This is a genomic window from Clostridium autoethanogenum DSM 10061 (genome assembly GCF_001484725.1).
Taxonomy (GTDB): Bacteria; Bacillota; Clostridia; order Clostridiales; family Clostridiaceae; genus Clostridium_B; species Clostridium_B ljungdahlii.
In genome coordinates, this window is sequence record NZ_CP012395.1 from 1145013 (window position 1) to 1160357 (window position 15345).

A 15345-nucleotide genomic window follows, 5' to 3' on the forward strand; every position below is an offset into this window, starting at 1 on the left:
CTCACAAATTCATTGGATTTGTAAGATTTAAGGAGGTAGAACCCTTAAATAGAATTCCTATCTGCGGAACCTGCCTCCTTGTCTGATAAAAAATATCCGTCGCATCTTTGACTTGCTATTTTCTTTCAAATGCCTTATAAAAAGGTCTTGTAGTCATCGTAATTCTTTTTTAAAAGTTCCGGAGTGTTTAAGCCATATGGACATTTGCTCATACACTTGTTACAGTGAATACAATCCTCTATTTTTTTCATCTTCTCCTGCCATTCTTCTGATAAGTAAACATTCTGCGGTGCCCGTCGGAGAAGAAGACTCATCCTTGCACAATCATTAATTTGAATCCCAGCAGAACAGGGCATACAGTACCCACATCCACGGCAGAAATCTCCTGATAATTCTTTTCTGTCATGTTCAATCTGTTTTTTCATATTCTCTGTCAAAACTGGTGGATTATCATTATAGGACAAGAATTCATCTAGTTCATTCTCACGCTGTATACCCCAAATTGGAGCAACATGTTGAAACTGTGCAAGATATGCATATGCCATGGCAGAGTTTGTAATAAGTCCTCCTGATAAAGCTTTCATTGCAATAAAACCCATATTATTTTTCTTGCATGCTTCCACAATTTCTATATCTGCATTGCTTGCAAGATAAGAGAATGGGAATTGCAGCGTATCATATAAATTTGATTCTATTGCCTCTTTTGCTACTGCCAATCTGTGATTTGTAATTCCAATAAAACGAATTTTTCCCTGTTTCTTTGCCTCAATCATTGCATCATAAAGTCCCGATTCATCGCCAGGTTTTGGACAAAACGCAGGATTATGAAACTGATAGATATCAATATAATTTGTCTGAAGATTTTTAAGACTCTGCTCTAAATCCTTCCAAAAATCATTCGCATTTTGTGCTGCTGTTTTTGTGCTTATAGTAATCCTATCTCTTATGTAAGAAAAGGCAGCTCCAAGCTTTTCCTCACTGTCTGAATACGCTCTTGCAGTATCAAAATAATTGATACCATTATAAAATGCCTTCTGCAATAAGTATACGGCATCTTTCTTTGAAATACGCTGTATTGGAAGTGCCCCAAATCCATTTTTGCTTACAACTAGTCCAGTTTTTCCTAATGTTACAGTTTGCATATTATCGTCACCCTCCTTAAAACCCTAGATAATATTATACACTATTACTAATAAAATATTATGATTGATTTTCCAATACATCATTTAGAAGTTCTTTAAATGTAGTATTGTATTTGCTGAAAACCAAAATAAAATCACTGCAAGTCTGATATTGGAATAACTGGTTTTGGATTTTCAGAATGCTCTCCAATAATTTTCTCCATCCAAATCATATCATACCAGTTTCCAAACTTGTATCCACACTTTGTAAAATGTGCAACTTTCCTGTATCCTAAATGCTCATGAAAATACATGCTAGCATTTGTAAGATATGCATTATCAGTAGTTGTATAGGCTATACACGCATTCAAGTTAATGATATTTTGTCTCTTTAATATTTTTTCCAAAGCTAAATACAATTTTTTTCCTACACCTTTACCTCGACAGTCCTGACTTAAATATATAGTAGTTTCAACAGCCCAATTATATGCAACTCGTTCCTTAAATGATGAAACATATGCATAACCAATAATCTGATTGTTATCTACCGCTACTATGTATGGATATTTTTTTAATATGTTATTAATTCTCTCAGTAAATTCTTCAATAGATGGAACATCATATTCAAAAGAGATTGCACTATTCCTAACATAAGGCTCATATATATCCAAAATTTCTTTTGCATCTGCTTTAGTTGCCATACGCATTGTAACATTTGTCACTGCTTTACCTTCTCTCATAAAATATTAATTTGCAATAACGATCATACCAAACCTTCCACCCATAATTATAATTTAAACCTTTGTACAAGTTCATTAAGTTTCTGAGCACTGCATGCCTGAATTTGTGATGTTTTAGCCGCCTGTTCAATTCCCTGTGTAGTTTCATTTATACTTTCTTTTATCACAAATGCATCTTCTGAAGATTTCTGAGCTACTTCTGCCATATTCTGTGCTGCTTCACTCACCTGATTCATGGTTGCAGTAAGTTCTTGTGACATAGCCGCAATTTCTTCCGACGTTTTACTTACAAATTCAGCCTCACTATAATATTGATTGCCCATATTTCCAAAAGCTTTAAATTCTTTACCTACATCTTTATATACAAAATCCAATATATCATTGCTGTTCAATGACAGGTTTTTAAATGCTTCATGTACCTTTGAAATAGTGTCCTGAATACCAGTTGTTGCTTCTGAAGACTGCTCCGCAAGATTTCTTACTTCATCTGCAACTACAGCAAATCCCTTCCCTTTTTCTCCAGCTCTTGCTGCTTCTATTGCTGCATTTAATGCAAGTAAATTTGTCTGCTCCGCTATACTCGATATCGTATCAGCCATAATTTTTATGTTTTCTACTACTTTACCATCTTCAATTGCCTTCAATGTTTTTTCTCTTTTTTCATTATAGACTTTTGTTGTTTGTTCGATTGCCCTGTTACCACTTTTCTGTACGGTTAAAGCATGCTCTTTTGACTGGTTTGCACTATTACTTCCATCTAAAGATTTTTGTGAAAGCTCACTTATACTCGAATTTACCTCCTGAATAGATGCTGTAATTTCTTCAGTAGATGCACTTGTTTCTTGTGCTCCAGATGCAATATCGTCCACAGCATTTTGCATGTTTTCAGTTTTAGAATAAAGCTCCTCAACAGTAGCAGATAATTCTTCGCTGGCTGCACTCATATCCTGAGAATCTTCCATTATATTCTCAATAAGATTTTTTATATTGTCTCTAGCATTTGTAAGCGCAACTACAGTTTCTCCAAATTCGTCTTTTCTAGCCATTGAAGATTTATATGATAAATCATATTTCTCTAATTTATGTGCAAAATTAAGTATGTCATGAAGTACCTTGTTTATGTCATTTGATGTAAGCAATCCTATCAATATCGCAAGGCCAAATCCAAAAATTACCAATACAGTCATTATTGCACTTGACATATTATATAATTTTATATCGTCTTGATTATCGTTTTTTGCATAATTGAGATTTAAGTTTATTAAATCATTTAAACTTTTAGACATATTTTCTCTCATAGGTGTAGCTTTATTTATCAATTCACTTTCTGCAGATTCGTAATCCTTTTTTGATGAAAAATTATTGATATTTTTAACTTCATCATTATAACTTTTCAATTGACTTTTAAATGTTTCCCACGCACTCTTTTGTGAAGTATCCATTTGAAATGTATCAAAAGTTTTAATATATTCCGCATTATTGCTTTCTTTTTCATTTATATCTTTTTCAGCATCTTGCCTTTTTGTATCGCTCTTTTGATAAACCATTTTTAAAGTATCTGACCTTATATCAGATAAATTCCTATTCATATCGGACAACTTATAAACAATCTGCATATTTTGATTATACATGTTTTGGGAATTATTCGAAACCTTCTTTAAAGATATTGTTCCTACTATTCCTACAATTAAAATCAATGCAGCTACAATTAAATAGGAAATAAGTAATCTTACTTTTACTCTTACATTTTTCAATAAGTTCATTAGAGACCCTCCTCATATTAAACAAAATGAATATTTTGTATAGAAAATAATATATTCATGCCTATTTGCTATTTTTTTATTTTGATATTATTCCATAAACTGAAAATTATGACATATATTATTCCATTTTATTTAAAATAATAGTAATATTTTGATATTTTTTTTATAATCAACGGATTTTACTTAATAATATGTTATAATATGTTATAATTTATTAGTCAAAATATTCATAATGTATAGTTATTTTAAAAAAGGGATTTAATTAGCTGATAATAGATTAAACATAGTCTATTTATTTTTAGAAGTAAAAAATTTTCAAAAATTACATTAAGAAAATTACTATACATCTGATTCCATTGAATGTGTTTCTGGACTTACCTTCAATGCAGCACAATTGTGGGCAGACCGCGGAGAAGAACAGGTTGTTGAAAATACTCGTGAAGTTTACCCTGGCCTTTATGTATCCGGTATGGCTGCTAATGGAACTTTTGGTGGTCAAAGAATGGGACCAATTTTGGGTGGTATGTTAATTTCAGGACAGAAAGTTGCCCAGGAGTTAATAAAGAAAATTAAAAATTGTTAACATATGGACATGCATAGGTTAATTAATTTATTTGATATTTAAAATAAAAATGTATCCTGCAGGATAGACACAGAAATGATATCGTGTATAATCTTACAGGGTACTCTTATCTGATGACTACCTACTGTAACACTCCCACTAAGTAAGATTCATTAATATTTAGTCAATAACCTTAGATATCATTTTCTCAAATGTCTTATCAGATAAGATTTCATTTGTAACAAATTGGCCATTATAAAACAAACTATATGTAGTGAATGGTGCTGGAGACATTCTTGCTTCTTTAGTTGATTCAAATCGGATTGATTTAAAGGCAATTTTTTTCTCCGAAGCAACCTTTTCAATGATAGGCACATACTTTGCAGTAAATGGACACTGATTTGAATAATACAAAACAAAACCTTGTTCTTTAATTGAATGTGCTTTTATATGCTTCATAAAACATGGTTTAGGTGCATTTTGACTAAATGGCAAATAAAATAATTCATAGAAAGGCTCTGAAGTATCAGCCAATTGAAATTTCTTATATTTTAAATACTTAGGATCTGAAATATAGGGAATTTTCTTTTTAGCAGACAATATGACTAACCCTAATTTTCCTTTTTCCCTGCTATCAGAAATACAGGCATTCAAAAGTTCATTTGAATATCCTTTCCCTTTAAATCGCCCTGATACCCACAGGCAGTCAATAAACATATAACCCTTTGCCTCAATAGGACACCATGCATTTTCTGATGGCACATATTCTATAAAACACTTTCCCCTGACATTTCCTTTTAAAAATACCAACCCTTCTTTAAAACGTTTCTTCAGCCATTCTTTTTTTGAAACAACCTGGCAATCTTTATTGCTTGAAATTGCACAGCAAATATGTTCTTCATCTATGTTTTCTTCCGTAACCTTTACTAATTCCATTTTAGCACCTTCCTATGTTTTATTTTACCATACAATATATCAAAAATAACATGACAACTGCATGTCATGTTTGATAATTATATTTCTATAAATTCATATTTTCTGCACAATCAAGAGTATAACTTGATCTATAGTAAATGGAAATATATACTATTTATTAAAAGTAGAAAATGGCCCTAAATTGTGATATATTGTTAATAAAATATTTCACAAAATTATGAGAGAAGGAATTATAAATGGAAAAAATTTTTCAATCATTGATTAATACTGCACCAGTCATAAGTGAAGCACTTGAGGGAAATACAGTTATCACAATTTGGGACAAAGAAAAATGTATATATGCTCTAGACAGTAAAAATAAAAAATCTACTGTAAAAGTCGGTGACAAATCCGATATGAATCTCATGAAAAATACTGGTGCCAATGATACCATTTTTAATAAAAAAGAAACATTTAGAGCTGTATTTAATAAAAATGAACATGGTATAGATGCTAAAGTTACCATAATTCCCGCAATTAATAAAGATGGCCAAGTTGTCGGAGTATTAATTTTATCAACAGATATAGAAGACCTCATAAAAATTAAAAAGTCCACATCAGAATTAAAGAGTTCTCTTCAAGAAACAACCTCAAGTATATCAGAAATTACTAACGATGCTGTTAAATTGTCTGAAAAATTAAATTATATTATAGAAAATACTGAAGTAACAAAAAAACTAATAACCGAAAGCAATGAGGCTATTAACTTAATTGAAAGCATATCAAAACAATCTAATCTTCTTGGACTTAATGCTGCAATAGAGTCTTCAAGAGCTGGAGAATACGGAAAGGGTTTCTCCGTAGTAGCAGGAGAAATGAGAAAATTGGCATCAAATAGTAGTGAATCTTCCAAAAAGATCTCTTCGGCACTTGTTGAGATGAACAACAATATGAAAGTAATAATAGATACTATAAATGAACTAGGCCAAATAGCCACAACTCAAGCCGCTTCATTAGAAGAAGTATCTGCAACAATAACACAAATCACTGAAAATTCACAGATATTGGTTGATAATATGAAGTTAAATTAATATGAGTTGAAAAACCTAAGTTTACTTTTTCTCAATTTTGTGATTAACTAATAATGCATCGCCTTTGTATGGTATAAGGCGATGCATTATATATAAAATCCCCTATGATTTTCTTTTATCCGATGACTACCTGCTCTAATACTCCCACTTTTCCAAGTGGTAGTAAAGAGCAGCTACGTCCCTGGATAACGATTTCTAAGCATCAGGTGGAGTCAAAACTCCATCTGATGCCAAGAACTCTGTTTATCCGATGACTATAGCGTAACTATCTAATAATTCTTACCATCACAACCCCATCGATTGCCTTAATTTTTTCCAATACTTCGGAAGTTACATTACCATCAACATCTATTATATTATATGCAATTTTTCCCTTATGACTATTTAACAGACTGGCAATATTTATTTCATTTTGTGCTAATATAGTTGTTACCTGTCCAACCATATTAGGAACATTGATATTTCCAACTAAAAGTCTTATGTGACCTTTATACTCTAGATCACAATTTGGGAAATTTACTGAATTTTTAATAGTACCTCTTTCAAGAAAATTTCTAAGTTCCTCTACTGCCATAGCTGCACAATTTTCCTCTGACTCGGGCGTTGAAGCTCCTAAATGAGGAATTGTAATAATATTATCATTTCCTATTAATTCATCCTCCGGAAAATCTGTAACATAGCAACTTACAGTGCCATCTTCTATTGCTTCAAGTAAATCTTTATTTACAACTAGTCCACCTCTTGCTATATTTATTATTTTCATACCTTTTTTCATAATTGCAAACTTTTCTTTATTAATCATACCTTTTGTATTATTATTTAATGGAACATGAATAGTAATATAATCTGCTTCAGCAAGTAAGTTATCAAAATTCGTCTCTTTTTCTACCTTTCGAGAAAGATTCCATGCTGAATCTACAGATATGTATGGATCATACCCTATTACCTCCATACCAAGTGCAAGTGCATCATTGGCAACTGCTGCACCTATAGCACCCAGCCCTATAATTCCCAGCTTTTTTCCTTTAATTTCCGGGCCTTGAAACTGGCTTTTGGATTTCTCCACTAACTTTACAACATCTTCACCTTTTCCTTTAAGAGACTTAGTCCAATTTATTCCTCTATATATCTTTCTTGAAGAAAGAAAGAGAGATGCTAAAACTAACTCTTTAACACCATTTGCATTAGCTCCTGGGGTATTAAATACAACAATTCCATTTTCAGAACATTTGTCTATTGGTATATTATTAACTCCAGCTCCTGCCCTTGCAATTGCTTTAAGACTTTGAGGAAGTTCGGCATTAAGTAAATTGAAACTTCTAAGAAGAATTCCGTCTGGATTATCGAAATTTTCCCCAATCTCATATAAATCATTTGGCATTGTATTAAGTTTTTCTTGTGAAATGTTATTGTACTTCTGAATTTTAAACATTTAATTGCCCCCTATATCGTTTATCTGATGGCTTCCTATTGTAACACTCTCACTAAGTAAGATTCATTAATAGAAAATAGCTTGACCATTTGTCAGATTTATTATTATATTATCAAAATTCAAGCATTTGGGCAACTCTACTATAATACAAATGATGAATTATTTACTCAACTTTCACAGTTTAAAAATATTGCGAAACAATTTTCTTAAAGAACAAAGTTCAAAGTTCAAATATCAAATAAAGATAATTTTCTTCCTAACGTCAGAAAATATTAAAATTATAGGTTTCCTGAGACACGAGGGAAATCATCTTTATCTGTTCTTTGTTATTTGAACTTTGTTATTTTAAAAAGCTTTGCTTCGCAATTTTTTTATATTAAGTCAAAATTTTATATGTACGAAAGTTGAGTTATTTATTTATACTACTATAAATTTAACCTATATTTAAGGTTACAATGTTATCTTTTATATTAGAAATTGAAAATAACTATTTCAGCAAGGAGGAATACATAATGCAGCAGTCTAAATATGACATTAAATGTAAAACGCTGTCACCTGAACATGAATTCTATAAAGAATCTTATATACTATTAGAAGGAACAATTATTGAAGTTATCTCCAGATTGGATATTATTCGAAAATACAAAGTAGCAAAGCAATGTAAAGATCCTATTGAACACTGTAAGGCGAGAATTAAGTCAGCTGAAAGCATGAAAGAAAAGTTGGTGCGAAAAAATTTACCTGTTACGGTAGAAAGTGCTTTAAAGGAAATCCATGATGCAGCTGGGATCCGTGTTATCTGTCCATTCTTAGATGATATTTATTGGATTGTAAACATGCTAAAGAACCAGCAGGATATTAAGATTATTAAGGAAAAAGATTATATTCGCAATCCGAAACCCAATGGCTATCGTAGTTATCATATGATTTTACAAGTACCATTACATCTAGAAAACCGGGTTGAAATGGTGTACTGTGAGATTCAAATACGTACTATTGCAATGGATTGTTGGGCAAGTTTAGAGCACCAGTTAAAATACAAAAAAAACATTTCTAATGAGAAGATGATTATTAATGAATTAAAACGGTGTGCAGATGAAATTGCTTCAACAGATTTAAATTTGCAGACTATTTCAGATATGATAAATGAAATACAATATTAAGATGGAGAAGATATATTATGAGAATTTTACTTGCGGAAGATGAAAAAGAATTGTCAAATGCATTGGCTGCCATTTTAAAACATAACAATTATTCAGTGGATGCTGTGTATGACGGAGCAGACGCTTTAAAATGTGGATTATACAAAAGTTATGATGTGATTATCTTAGATATTATGATGCCAAAGATGAATGGACTTGAAGCATTGGGAAATTTAAGGAAAGAAGGAATACATACACCGATTTTGATGCTTACTGCAAAGGCTGAGATTGAAGACCGAATTCTTGGACTAAATACAGGAGCAGATGATTATTTGAGCAAACCTTTTGCTATGGGGGAATTGCTGGCCAGAGTTCATGCTATGACCAGACGGAAAAGTGAATTTGCACCAAGTTTACTTAAAGTAGGAAATATTAGCCTCAACAAAGAAAACTATGAATTATCAAGTAAAAAATCCTCTCTAAGACTTGGCAACAAGGAATTTCAGATGCTTGAGATGCTAATGAATAATCCAAAATGTTTGATTTCCACAGAACATTTTATGGAACGAATTTGGGGATATGATGAAGAAGCTGAAATCAATGTGGTATTGGTATACATTTCTTATCTGCGTAAAAAGCTGTCATCTTTAGGTGCTAATGTAAAAATTAATTCAAGGAGAGATGCCTGCTATACATTGGAGGAGATTAAATGATTAAAAAATTACAGAGAAAATTCATTATGATTACAATGGGTTCACTGGCTTTGGTTGTATTCATTCTCCTTGGCTCCATTAATATAGTTAATCTTTATCAGATAGACCGTAAAGTGAATGGTGCCCTTAAAATTCTTTCAGAAAATCAGGGAAAGTTTCCAATATATAAAAAAGGGAAGCTGCCACCTAATGAGCAAAGATTTGGTTTTCAAATGAATGCAGAAACCCAGTTTGAAACACGATATTTTGTAGTACATGTCAATAAAGACGGCAGTATACGGGAAATTGATACAAACCATATTGCTGCTGTTTCTTCAGCCGATGCAGCAGGATATGCCAATAAGGTACTGGGCAGTGGTAAAACTAGTGGATATAGTGATATCTATAAATATATAGTAGTAAATAAACCGGATGGTCTAATGCTTGTATTCATGGATTGTAGAAGTCAGATCCAGATAGCTACTTTATTTTTACTAACTTCTTGTGGAGTTGCACTAATAACCCTTTTGCTTGTGTTTATCCTTGTGTCTATTTTTTCTAAAAAAGCGATTAATCCTATTATTGAAAATATGGAGAAACAAAAGCAATTTATTACTGATGCAGGACATGAGATCAAGACGCCACTTGCCATTATTTCAGCTAATGCAGATGTGCTGGAGCTAACTCACGGTAAAAGCGAATGGATTACAAGCACTCGAAATCAAATTTCCCGTCTTGACAAGCTTGTAAAAAATTTACTAACACTTTCAAAGATGGATGAAGGAAATGTTAAATTGGTGTTTACTGATTTTGATTTGAGTGATTCAGTTTTTGAAACAACAGCTCCATTTGGGACTATTGCAGAGGCACAGAATAAAAAGTTTCTAATGGATATTAAGCCAGGAATAAAATTACATGGTGATGAAGATAGTATCGACCAACTCGTTTCTACTCTTGTGGACAATGCTGTAAAATATACTAATGAGAAAGGAACTATCAAAATTTCTTTGTCTACTGCAAAAAAATGCTCAAAACTAGAAGTATATAATACAACCGACGAAATTGATAAAGATAACTTAGACAGGCTATTTGACAGATTCTATCGAGTGGACTCCTCAAGATCCAGAGAAACTGGAGGTTATGGAATTGGGCTTTCCATTGCCAAATCCATTGTACAGGCTCATCATGGAAAGATTTCAGTTAGAAGTGAGGATGGAAAATCCATTTGTTTTACTGTTCTAATCTAATTAAAGTATCTATTACTGCTTCTGTAACTTTAAGTCAATGCTTAGAAATAAAAATTTCTACAAAAAACTTTGAAATTATGTATATTATACCTTAAAATTATGTATATAATATATCAATCATTTTAGAGGAGCATATCAATGTATGGAATTTTATTCGGTATAAGTTTTATAGTTTCTATAACTTTATTAGCTTTTCTGTATAGAATAAGAAATACTGTCATGGGAAAATTATTAATCATAAACACTATACTTGTTTCTTTGTGGCTTTTAATGGAGGTACTTAGCTATTATACAGAAATAGAGAAAGCAGATATCTTATTCCAAAAAATAGAATTTATTAGTACAGTATTTATTTCTCCACTTTACCTGCTAATAATAAATGAATATGCTAATAAAAATAGAAAAAATCTTTACTTTATTTTATTAATTTTTATTATACCAGCATTATCATTATTGTCTTTAACTTCCAACAGCATACCTTACAAATTTATGTCACATGTTAGTATGTCATATATTAAAGGTATTCCCATATTGTTGTACGCGCCAAATATTGGATTCTACATTAATCTCATTTATACCTAATGCAGTATTTTAGTAGGATGCTGCATTCTTATGATAAAAGCAATAAAGTCTCCCAAATTATACCGCAGGCAAAGTACATTTATTTTTACAGGTGCAATTGTATCTATCGGAATTAACTTTTTATTTATTAGTGCTAATTTTAAGTCAGTCTTTATAGATGTTACTCCTATTTGCATGCTATTAACATTGATTGTGTTATACTTGGGAATGTTTCATATGCCTAAGTTAGTAATAGTGCCAATTGCCAGAGATCTTTTAATAGAAAATATTAAGGACATTGTTATTATAGTAGATTCTTCTAACAAAATAATAGATATCAATCCAGCAGGCATCAAGCTTATAATGTCTTTCAAAAATAAAAAATTTAATATTAAACAAGGTATGAATTTCATAGGAATAAAATTTAATGATCTATTAAAATTTGTACCAGATATAAAACATGTTACTACAGTAAGCGATACAAGCAATGAATATACAATTACTTTTAACTTCAACAATAAAACTTTTTACTATAGAGTATATAAATCTTCTATCTTTGATACAGATAAATCTGAAATTGGCAGATTATTTACCTTTCACAATATAACTAAAATGCAGGAATACACTAATAACCTTAAACAACTAAATGATGAATTATTAATTTCATATAGAATAATCGGCACTGCAATGGAAGGTATATTGATGACAGATGCTTCTGGAAACATTATTAAAGTAAATGATTCTTTTCAGAGAGTATCTGGGTATAAAAAAGATGATTTAATTGGAAAAAATCCTAGAATACTAAAATCCGGGCGTCATGACAAAACCTTCTACTTAAATATGTGGCACAGTTTAAGTACTAATGGTTATTGGGAAGGTGAAATCTGGAATAAAAAGAAAAACGGCAAGATATACCCTAAATGGATGTCAATAACCTCTTTAAAAGGATCAGACGGAGCAGTAGAAAATTATATTTCTATATCTACAGACATCAGTAAAATAAAAAAGACAGAAGATAAACTTCACAGTCTTGCCTATTATGATTTATTAACAGGAATACCAAATAGAACTCTCTTCTATGAAAGACTTGAAAGATCACTTATAAGGGCTAATGATAACAAAAAAGCAGTAGCTTTACTTTTTATGGATTTAGATGGTTTTAAAGTTATAAATGATTCTTTAGGTCATGCAGCTGGAGATTTGCTTCTCAAAGAAGTTGCAGCTCGCATTAAATCTAGTATCCGTAAATCTGACACTGTATCAAGGTTAGGAGGGGATGAGTTTACTGTAATACTTGAAAATGTAGACAGCCATGAATATGTACAAGCTGTATCAGAAGTTATTATTGATAAAATACTGCTTCCTTATAGTATACTTGATCGGGAAATAACTTTAGGGGTAAGTATAGGAATAGCATTAGCACCCTATGATGAATCTACTGTTGAAGGATTAATGAGAAAAGCAGATGCTGCAATGTACGATGCGAAGGAATCTGGAAAAGGAAAATATTCTTTTTCTTCAAAAGAAATTGAGAAGAGAAACCAGGAAATTCTCGAAATGCAAATAAGGCTCAATGCAGCGCTTCATAACAAGGAATTTATATTATATCTTCAGCCGCAAACTGCATTTGATGGAAATGAATTTAAAATAGTTGGCGCTGAAGCCCTTATTAGGTGGGAAACAGCAGATGGAAAAATATTTACACCTGATAAATTCATACCTGTATCTGAAAACAATAGAATGATAATACCTATTGGTAATTGGATATTAGAAGAAATTTTTAAAATTGATAGAATACTAAAAAGCAGTGGTATTAATATTAAATTATCCATTAATGTTTCCTCAAAGCAATTTGAAAATAACAATTTAGTTTCAAAAATTAAAGAAATTTTCAAAGAGAATAGTCCTCAAAATATTGATTTAGTAATTGAAATAACAGAGAGTTTTTTGATGCAAAATACTGAGAAAGCAATACAAAACTTGCAGAAAATAAAGGAATTAGGAATCGGTATTTCAATAGATGATTTCGGCACAGGGTTTTCTTCTCTAAGTTATTTAACTCGTTTGCCTGCCGACTATTTAAAAATTGATAAATCCTTCATAGACGATATTGCAAATATAAATCACAAGAACATTACCCCAAGTATTATTTCTATGGCAAAAACTCTTAATTTAAAAACCGTTGCAGAAGGAGTAGAAACTCAAGAACAAATTAACAGATTGATAGATGAAGGTTGTGATGAACTGCAAGGGTATTATTTTAGTAAGCCCCTTATTATCAGTGATTTTATCAAATATATAAAGCAATATAATAAAATTTAATTTTCTCCAAGTTATATAGATTGTTAACCCTATAACTTAACTTGTATTCCATATCATAACTAGTTTAGTTTTACAGTTAACTATCTATATATTAACTTAGGACAATTAATATTATACACCACATATAGGTCTATTGCAATATTAATAAATAATAGGCTTAAGTATTGTTAATTTTTTAATAATTAAAAGTTTATTATACTAGTTTTACAATGCAATACAAATTACTACTGCTGCCGAGGCAAAAGCAAATGAAATAAAGGTTCCCATGTATATTACTATTGACGATGCTGATGCAAACTTAATTTGAATTAATAGAATGGCTGACGCAATTTTAGCTAGTGAAAAAATATCACAGGGTAAAGCATATATTGCCGTTGCACTAAAAATGCCAACTAGTAAACTTACATCTCTCGCTCAGCCAGGATCATCTCTATATGGTATACAAAATAATAGCAATATAATTATTTTGGGTGGAGGTTTCCCTCTACTACTAAATGGTGAGGTTATTGGTTCTATTGGTGTAAGCGGTGGTTCTGTTGACCAAGACATGCAAGTAGCTCAAGCTGCTATGGATGTATACAATGCAGAATTGAAAAAATAGTTAAAGAAAATAAAATTTTTAAATACAAGAAAAGAAGGTAGCAGCCAGCTATCTTCTTTTTCACTTTCAATTAACTTCTTGTTTAGCAAGTATATAATTGTAATAAAGTAAGTTGCTATTATAGATAGTTTTGTAATTAAAAAAGTTACTGGAGTTTTTTTACTACAGAAAACATAATATTTATGATATGATTGAAAATAATGGACTCTATTTTAGGAGGAAATAATATGGAAAAAGTTAATACAAGTAATAAAAGTATTAGTATGAATACATTAATTAACACCATGTCAATATTTGAGACGTTATATGACGTAATTAGGGTAGTAAACCCAGTAAAAAAACAATTATTAGATTTAAAGTTAAACAAGGTTAATGAATTGGAATCTTCTTGTTATAATCTTTGGAGGATGGGAAAAGTATGTAGTAATTGCGTTTCTGGTAGAGCTTATAATGAAAAAGAAACTTTTGTAAAAATAGAGTACACTGGCACAAAAGTCTACATGATCACTGCTATACCAGTTGAAGTTGATGATTTACCAGTAGTTCTTGAACTTCTCAAGGATGTAACTAAAAGTGGAGTCATAGAAAATATAGAAAATAAAGATAGCGACACTATACGCCATGCAGTAAATCATATAAATGAACTAATAGTATTAGATCCTCTTACACAAGTTTTTAATAAACGATTTATATACGAAAGACTTCCAGCTGACATAATAAAGAGTTTATTAAACAATAAACCATTGTCATTAATAATGGCAGATATAGATTTTTTTAAGAAAGTAAATGACATTTATGGACATGTAGCTGGAGATGAAGTACTTAAAGTAATCGCTTCTATACTTAGTGCTTCTGTTAGAAAAGATGTAGATTGGACAGCCCGTTATGGTGGAGAAGAATTTATAATTTGTTTAAAAAATGCAAGTGAAGATACAGCCGTAAAAGTTGCTGAAAAAATGAGAAAAGCAATAGAAAACACTATAATTAATTATGAAGGTGCCTCTATAAAAGTCACTGCAAGCTTTGGCGTTAAAACATTATTTAATGAGAACCTTAATGAAGAAGATCTAATAAAAGAAGTAGATAAAAAATTATACGAAGCTAAAAATGCTGGAAGAAACAAGGTAATCGCATAATGTGATAATTTGTGTGTCAT

Annotated in this window: 13 protein-coding genes and 1 pseudogene; 9 read left to right on the plus strand and 5 right to left on the minus strand. The window is 31.0% G+C overall.

Annotation, left to right across the window (positions count from 1 at the left end; translation table 11 throughout):
• Positions 1-134 precede the first annotated feature (134 nt).
• From CLAU_RS05025 to CLAU_RS05035, 3 genes are all read right to left on the minus strand, one after another.
• Positions 135-1142, minus strand: a complete 1008-nt coding sequence (locus CLAU_RS05025) for an aldo/keto reductase (RefSeq protein ID WP_023162094.1) — start codon at positions 1140-1142, stop codon at positions 135-137.
• Positions 1143-1276: 134 nt separating this feature from the next.
• Positions 1277-1861: a GNAT family N-acetyltransferase gene (locus CLAU_RS05030; RefSeq protein WP_029170228.1), complete on the minus strand. Its 585-nt coding sequence runs from the start codon at positions 1859-1861 to the stop codon at positions 1277-1279.
• 47 nt (positions 1862-1908) lie between these two features.
• The gene (locus CLAU_RS05035; RefSeq protein ID WP_029170229.1) at positions 1909-3624 is read right to left on the minus strand and encodes a methyl-accepting chemotaxis protein; all 1716 of its coding nucleotides are present in this window, start codon (positions 3622-3624) and stop codon (positions 1909-1911) included.
• A 394-nt stretch (positions 3625-4018) separates the two neighbouring features.
• On the opposite strand from CLAU_RS05035, the gene CLAU_RS05040 reads away from it, so the two are divergent.
• The gene (locus tag CLAU_RS05040; RefSeq protein WP_029170178.1) at positions 4019-4207 is read left to right on the plus strand and encodes a ribulose-1,5-bisphosphate synthetase; all 189 of its coding nucleotides are present in this window, start codon (positions 4019-4021) and stop codon (positions 4205-4207) included.
• Between the two features lie 159 nt (positions 4208-4366).
• On the opposite strand, the gene CLAU_RS05045 is transcribed toward CLAU_RS05040, so the two are convergent.
• Complete coding sequence (locus CLAU_RS05045) at positions 4367-5122, minus strand: YoaP domain-containing protein (RefSeq protein ID WP_023162098.1); 756 nt, start codon at positions 5120-5122, stop codon at positions 4367-4369.
• A 236-nt stretch (positions 5123-5358) separates the two neighbouring features.
• On the opposite strand from CLAU_RS05045, the gene CLAU_RS05050 reads away from it, so the two are divergent.
• The gene (locus CLAU_RS05050) at positions 5359-6192 is read left to right on the plus strand and encodes a methyl-accepting chemotaxis protein (protein ID WP_013239697.1); all 834 of its coding nucleotides are present in this window, start codon (positions 5359-5361) and stop codon (positions 6190-6192) included.
• 265 nt (positions 6193-6457) lie between these two features.
• Here CLAU_RS05050 and CLAU_RS05055 read toward each other — a convergent pair whose 3' ends face one another.
• Positions 6458-7624: a phosphoglycerate dehydrogenase gene (locus CLAU_RS05055; protein ID WP_013239698.1), complete on the minus strand. Its 1167-nt coding sequence runs from the start codon at positions 7622-7624 to the stop codon at positions 6458-6460.
• A gap of 512 nt (positions 7625-8136) precedes the next feature.
• On the opposite strand from CLAU_RS05055, the gene CLAU_RS05060 reads away from it, so the two are divergent.
• The 7 genes and pseudogenes from CLAU_RS05060 to CLAU_RS05090 all read left to right on the plus strand — a co-directional run bounded on the left by CLAU_RS05060 (position 8137) and on the right by CLAU_RS05090 (position 15325).
• Positions 8137-8787, plus strand: coding sequence for a GTP pyrophosphokinase (locus CLAU_RS05060; RefSeq protein WP_013239699.1), 651 nt, complete (start codon positions 8137-8139; stop codon positions 8785-8787).
• A 17-nt stretch (positions 8788-8804) separates the two neighbouring features.
• Positions 8805-9479 carry a response regulator transcription factor gene (locus CLAU_RS05065; RefSeq protein ID WP_013239700.1) on the plus strand — a complete coding sequence of 225 codons (675 nt, stop codon included), beginning with the start codon at positions 8805-8807 and terminating at the stop codon, positions 9477-9479.
• Positions 9476-10705, plus strand: a complete 1230-nt coding sequence (locus tag CLAU_RS05070; RefSeq protein WP_013239701.1) for a sensor histidine kinase — start codon at positions 9476-9478, stop codon at positions 10703-10705. Before CLAU_RS05065 ends, CLAU_RS05070 begins: the two co-directional genes overlap by 4 nt.
• A 138-nt stretch (positions 10706-10843) precedes the next feature.
• Positions 10844-11866 (plus strand): annotated as a pseudogene (locus CLAU_RS21445) (histidine kinase N-terminal 7TM domain-containing protein); the annotation flags it as partial.
• 12 nt (positions 11867-11878) lie between these two features.
• Positions 11879-13588, plus strand: coding sequence for a putative bifunctional diguanylate cyclase/phosphodiesterase (locus tag CLAU_RS21450; protein WP_338032506.1), 1710 nt, complete (start codon positions 11879-11881; stop codon positions 13586-13588).
• A gap of 316 nt (positions 13589-13904) precedes the next feature.
• Entirely contained in the window at positions 13905-14189 is a 285-nt protein-coding gene (locus CLAU_RS05085; RefSeq protein ID WP_013239704.1) for a GlcG/HbpS family heme-binding protein, read from the plus strand.
• Positions 14190-14416: 227 nt separating this feature from the next.
• Positions 14417-15325 (plus strand): GGDEF domain-containing protein, encoded by a 909-nt coding sequence (locus CLAU_RS05090; protein ID WP_013239705.1) that lies wholly within the window; start codon positions 14417-14419, stop codon positions 15323-15325.
• Positions 15326-15345: the final 20 nt, after the last annotated feature.

Coding starts and splice junctions, on each gene's coding strand:
- CLAU_RS05045 (WP_023162098.1), bottom strand. CDS start 5,122: ATGGAATTAGTAAAGGTTACGGAAGAAAACATAGATGAAGAACATATT.
- CLAU_RS21450 (WP_338032506.1), top strand. CDS start 11,879: ATGCAGGAATACACTAATAACCTTAAACAACTAAATGATGAATTATTA.
- CLAU_RS05065 (WP_013239700.1), top strand. CDS start 8,805: ATGAGAATTTTACTTGCGGAAGATGAAAAAGAATTGTCAAATGCATTG.
- CLAU_RS05025 (WP_023162094.1), bottom strand. CDS start 1,142: ATGCAAACTGTAACATTAGGAAAAACTGGACTAGTTGTAAGCAAAAAT.
- CLAU_RS05060 (WP_013239699.1), top strand. CDS start 8,137: ATGCAGCAGTCTAAATATGACATTAAATGTAAAACGCTGTCACCTGAA.
- CLAU_RS05035 (WP_029170229.1), bottom strand. CDS start 3,624: ATGAACTTATTGAAAAATGTAAGAGTAAAAGTAAGATTACTTATTTCC.
- CLAU_RS05090 (WP_013239705.1), top strand. CDS start 14,417: ATGGAAAAAGTTAATACAAGTAATAAAAGTATTAGTATGAATACATTA.
- CLAU_RS05085 (WP_013239704.1), top strand. CDS start 13,905: ATGGCTGACGCAATTTTAGCTAGTGAAAAAATATCACAGGGTAAAGCA.
- CLAU_RS05055 (WP_013239698.1), bottom strand. CDS start 7,624: ATGTTTAAAATTCAGAAGTACAATAACATTTCACAAGAAAAACTTAAT.
- CLAU_RS05070 (WP_013239701.1), top strand. CDS start 9,476: ATGATTAAAAAATTACAGAGAAAATTCATTATGATTACAATGGGTTCA.
- CLAU_RS05050 (WP_013239697.1), top strand. CDS start 5,359: ATGGAAAAAATTTTTCAATCATTGATTAATACTGCACCAGTCATAAGT.
- CLAU_RS05030 (WP_029170228.1), bottom strand. CDS start 1,861: ATGAGAGAAGGTAAAGCAGTGACAAATGTTACAATGCGTATGGCAACT.